This is a genomic window from Marisediminitalea oceani (assembly GCF_003731635.1).
Taxonomy (GTDB): domain Bacteria; phylum Pseudomonadota; class Gammaproteobacteria; order Enterobacterales; family Alteromonadaceae; genus Alteromonas; species Alteromonas oceani.
This window is the reverse complement of record NZ_RCUA01000081.1, coordinates 65,890-70,580: the sequence shown is the minus strand read 5'-3', so window position 1 is coordinate 70,580 and position 4,691 is coordinate 65,890. Positions and strand designations below refer to the sequence as shown.

Annotated in this window: 5 protein-coding genes; all 5 read right to left on the bottom strand. The window is 50.1% G+C overall.

Annotation, left to right across the window (positions count from 1 at the left end; translation table 11 throughout):
* Window positions 1-247 precede the first annotated feature (247 nt).
* A complete protein-coding gene (locus tag D9T21_RS20630) occupies window positions 248-790 on the bottom strand; it encodes a prepilin-type N-terminal cleavage/methylation domain-containing protein (protein ID WP_123327068.1) in 543 nt (180 codons plus the stop codon).
* Window positions 791-1,002: 212 nt separating this feature from the next.
* The gene (locus tag D9T21_RS20625) at window positions 1,003-1,959 is read right to left on the bottom strand and encodes a cell envelope integrity protein TolA (protein ID WP_123327067.1); all 957 of its coding nucleotides are present in this window, start codon (window positions 1,957-1,959) and stop codon (window positions 1,003-1,005) included.
* 20 nt (window positions 1,960-1,979) lie between these two features.
* Entirely contained in the window at window positions 1,980-2,642 is a 663-nt protein-coding gene (locus tag D9T21_RS20620) for a hypothetical protein (RefSeq protein ID WP_123327066.1), read from the bottom strand.
* The gene (locus D9T21_RS20615) at window positions 2,635-3,177 is read right to left on the bottom strand and encodes an RNA polymerase sigma factor (protein WP_123327065.1); all 543 of its coding nucleotides are present in this window, start codon (window positions 3,175-3,177) and stop codon (window positions 2,635-2,637) included. Before D9T21_RS20615 ends, D9T21_RS20620 begins: the two co-directional genes overlap by 8 nt.
* A 76-nt stretch (window positions 3,178-3,253) precedes the next feature.
* Window positions 3,254-4,162 (bottom strand): hydrogen peroxide-inducible genes activator, encoded by a 909-nt coding sequence (locus D9T21_RS20610; RefSeq protein WP_123327064.1) that lies wholly within the window; start codon window positions 4,160-4,162, stop codon window positions 3,254-3,256.
* Window positions 4,163-4,691 lie beyond the last annotated feature (529 nt).

The window sequence follows — 4,691 nt, the reverse complement described above, 5'->3', positions numbered from 1 at the left end:
CCTGTCATCCCGGCCTAAATTATACAGTCATCCCGGCCCCCGAGCCGGGATCTCCCAAGCAGTCTGACTCAGCTCAAATAATCTTTTCGGGAGGTCCCCGCTCAAGAGCATGCGGGGATGACGGGGTGCTAGCATGCGTGCATGACTATTTTTAGTCCTGTCATCCCGACTAAACTAATTCAGTCATCCCGGCCCCCGAGCCGGGATCTCCCAAACAGTCTGGCTGAGGCAAAACAGTCTGCCCAAACTATTCAATCCTATAAGCAATCACATCGCCGGCTTTACCATCATAGTTTAAGCCTCGGCCCGGGAATGACATGTCATCGATCAAATAAACGAAGTGGGGGGCGTCATTTTCGGCAACAGGCACATCTTCATGTGTATTGATGTAAGCACAGATATCCTGGTGGGCATATGTGTTCCAACCTGGTTGCAGGTTGTTTGAGTAGGTCTGCACAACATTAATGTCACCTACGCCGTCCATAAGCGCATCCCATAGTTCGGCGCAGCCCTGACTGTTGCGGCTGCTGCCTACTGGCCAGCCATCGCCTGAAAAAGCAATTTGGGTATTGTTGATATCCAGTGTGTCGGTGCCGCTTACAATGCTTTTAACATGAAGCAGGTGTAGCCCATTTTTAAACGCTGACATGGTGGATATTGTTTGGCTGGTTTCCGCATCATCCGCAATATAGATAAATACCGGTGCGGAGGTAACCGACAAAGTGCCGACAATGACAATAACAACAATAAGTTCTATGAGGGTATATCCCTTAACCTTTGATACGTCCATGTTCTTTATGACAGTAAAAACTACGTATATAAAGCGTAGTCTTATTTGTACAAAAAGTGCGCTTATTGGCTATTTTTAGCGCTTTTTTAGGTATCTAGTTGTATCTTTTTGTATTGTGATTAATGCCTTTGTTGGTTTAGTGTTTTATTTTGGTAATCATAATGAAAAATACCGGCCCATGGCCGGTATTTTCACAACATAAGGTGGCAGAATTAAAAGGTGTACACCTCGGCTTTGGCAAGCATATCGCTGGCTGAGATATCTTCGGTAACACAGCGTTTAATGTCTCTCTTGTTGAAAATGTACACGCGGTCGGCGCTTTTACCTTCCTCGCTGCGGGCAAAGTCATCCAGCACAAAAGTTATGTGCTCGCTATCCGGTAACTCCCGTAAGCCCGCCCCGAAGCTACACAGGGTATCGCCGATACTGGCCTCAAAGTTAGCCAGGAAAGATTTATAAGACTCCTCCTGGGCTTGCTTTTGTTTTGCCAGCTCGGCTTTTTTCTCGGCGGCCAGTTCCTTAGACTCTTCAGCAATTGCCAGTTCTTTTTGCTTAAGGGCTTCAAGCTCTTTTTGCATCTCTTTCATTTCTTCCCGCACTTCTTTCTGGCGTTCCTGATCAGCGGTGCGTAGCTCAAACTCCAGATCGCGGTTGCGGCGTTCTAATTCGCGAATTTCCCACTCAACTTCGCGGTGATCGCTGCGGAATTCGCGCAGGCGGTCGTCAGTTTCGCGAATAATATGTTCTACCTTGCGAATAACCTGGTTGGCGGTTTCTTCCCAGTCGGCGCTTTCGTACACATATTCGTAATCACCGTCGGTTTCTACATGTACGCCATCAGCTACCACCGTAACGGTAGGCGCAGGTGGTGCCGGCGGCGCCCCGGGGATAACACTTAAGAATTCACCAAAGTCGAAGTCAAATACCCGCCCCATGCCGCCGGTACGAATGGTAAATACCACGCCCTGCTTGGCCAGGTAGGTCGACTCAATACTGCGAAAGCGTACTTTGTCTTTACGGGTATCCTGTTTAAGCGCCGTTTCGATGACGCCCGACATAATCGTGAGCTGACGGTCGAGTTCGGGTAAATCCTGGGCCTGGGCCGCAGAGCTTAACGTTGCGCTACCGATTAATGTGCCCAGTAGCGTGGCAAGAGTGGTTACTTTCATAATGGTGTCCAATAGGTTGATTATTCGGTAACGGCGGTATAACCGTCGTCTATGGCATTAATTTCGCGCTGCAGATGGGTAAGCTGGCGCGCATAGTAGCGCTGATCGTCGTCGCGCTGCTGATTGATGAACTGCACCAGTTCAGCAAAGTCTTCGCGGCGCTCCTGGCGGCTCGACTTCAACAGATACTGGGCAAGTTGGGTGCTGCTCTCCTGCTGTTGTTGCTGCAGAGCATTCACATATTGGGTAAACATGGCCTGATTGGCCTGCTGGTAATCGTTAATTCGGTCGGCAACCAAAGCCGCCACCTCGGCCTCAGTAGGCCCGGAAGACACACTCTGCCCAAAGCCCATGGTTACCCGGCCGTCTTCTACCTGCACGCTAAAGCCGCTCAGTACCATTACCATGGCCGCTGCTGACATCGCCATGGATACGGCGGGTAAGCCCTGCCATTGCCACCATTTAGGTTTATCCGGGGCAATAAAGGTGGCGTTTTTATCCCAGGCGGGCATGGGTGGCGGGCTGAACTGCTCCGCAGCCACATTTAATTGGGTGGCCGTGGCTACCCGGGCTGCAAAGTCTGCGTCGCTCACGCACAGGGCCTCAAAGGCGCTGCGTTCGTCTTCTGTCAGAGCATTATCGAGCCACTGACCAAACAGATATTCAGGGGATTGATTAACCATGTTCTACCTCCAAATCCAGCTTTAACTTCGACAGGGCGCTGTACAGGCGCGACTTCACCGTGTTGCTGGAGAGTCCCAGCTGATCGGCGATTTCCTCAAAAGTAAACTGGCCAAAAAATTTCAGTTCAATCACAGCACGTTGGGTTAGCGGTAAGCGCTGCATGGCATTGGTTAACGACTGACTGGTAATGTCGCTCATTAACGAATGCTCCGGCGTAGGGCGTTCGCAGCTTAGCTCCTCGCTGTCGTCTAGCGGCGTATCCGGGCGTTTGCGCCGGTAAAACTCAATACAACGAAAGTGCGCAATGCGATACAACCAGGCTTTAAAGCTGCCGTCACCACGAAAGTTCGAAAGGCTTTTAAACACCGCAATAAAAATATCCTGCATCAGATCGGCCGCGTCGTGCGGGGTGCCTGTCATGCGAATACCGTACTGGTAAATACCGGTTTCATAGCGTTTGATCAGCGCGAACCAGGCTTTTTTACTGCCCTTTAAGGCCTGTTCAATAAGTTGTTCGTCACGCTTTTCAAACACCGGATATTCCCATTTTTATGATTGTGTTGTGGGTATAGTCGGGGGGCAGGGCAAAAAAGTTTGCCCTGTTTTAAAATTAATTTAGCGTAGGTACCGGTAATAAGGGAGAAAGAATTTCGCCTACCCGGCGAAACAGCCGCATACGCGTGGTGCCAGAACGCCATACCAGGCCAATTTCACGGTAGGCTTCGTCTTCTGAGGGGAAAGACACCAGGTTGGTGTTTTTCAGCAGATCCTGATTGAGCGCCAGCTCCGGTAAAAAGGTATAGCCCAGCTTACTGTTAGCCAGTTGCACCAGCGTGTACAACGAGCTGGCGGCCAGTGAACTTATCTGATCGCTGTGCTGCAGGTTACAGGCACTTACCGCATGGCCTGTCATGCAGTGCTCTTGCTGTAACAGAAAAATACTCTTTTTCGGCAGACTGGTAATATCCAGAGGCTTAGGCAACTGGCTGGCAAGTTCCTTATGAGCAATTAAATGAAAGGGATCGTGGCCCAGCACCATTTGCTTACAACCCGGGGTTTCCATGGGCAATGCCAGCACCAATAAATCCAGGCTGCCATCGGTAAGCTGTTGTAGTAGGTTAGCAGTGGTATCTTCCTGCAGTTCCAGCTGGATTTCCGGCAAAAACGCATTAAAGGCACCCAGCATGGCTTCAAATAAAAACGGTGCAATGGTGGGAATAACGCCCAGCTTTAACTTACCGCGCTGCCAGTTACCGGCATTCTGCGCATACTCCACCAGTTCCCCGGCTTCCTGCAGAATAACCTTGGCACGTTCCACAACATCCAGCCCCAGCGAGGTAAACACAAAGGTTTTATGTTCCCGCTCCAGCAACTGACTACCAAAGTGCTCCTCCAGATTCTGGATAGCCGTACTCAGGGTAGACTGGCTCACATTACAACGCTGCGCCGCACGGTGAAAATGCTGCTCCTGATGCAAGGTCACCAAATAATGAAGATGTTTTAAATTAGGCCATTTCATGCATAACACTCGATTGTTATTCGTATTTTTAATCTAGTATATAGATAAAGAGGGAAAATGCATCCTTAAATTTACTGTTACCCGGGTTAGTGAAACATCGCCATCCGGGCCAATTAAATAGTGTCATCCCGGCCGATTTAATTTAGTCATCCCGGCCCCCGAGCCGGGATCTCCTCCTTCTCGTCATACCGGAAGATACAAAGTATCTATCCGGTATCTCCCAAACAGCCAGGCTCCGCTCAAATGGCTCTTTAAGGAGATCCCCGCCCAAGAGCGTGCGGGGATGACGAAGGTGGTTCATGCGGGGATGACAAAAGTGGTGGCATGCGGGCATGACTATTTTTAATTCCGTCATACCGGAAGATACAAAGTATCTATCCGGTATCTCCCAAACAGGCTGGCTCCGCTCAAATGGCTCTTTAAGGAGATCCCCGCCCAAGAGCATGCGGGGATGACGAAGGTGGTTCATGCGGGATGACAAAAGTGGTGGCATGCGGGCATGACTATTTTTAATTCCGTCATACCGGAA

Coding starts and splice junctions, on each gene's coding strand:
- D9T21_RS20630 (WP_123327068.1), bottom strand. CDS start 790: ATGGACGTATCAAAGGTTAAGGGATATACCCTCATAGAACTTATTGTT.
- D9T21_RS20625 (WP_123327067.1), bottom strand. CDS start 1,959: ATGAAAGTAACCACTCTTGCCACGCTACTGGGCACATTAATCGGTAGC.
- D9T21_RS20620 (WP_123327066.1), bottom strand. CDS start 2,642: ATGGTTAATCAATCCCCTGAATATCTGTTTGGTCAGTGGCTCGATAAT.
- D9T21_RS20610 (WP_123327064.1), bottom strand. CDS start 4,162: ATGAAATGGCCTAATTTAAAACATCTTCATTATTTGGTGACCTTGCAT.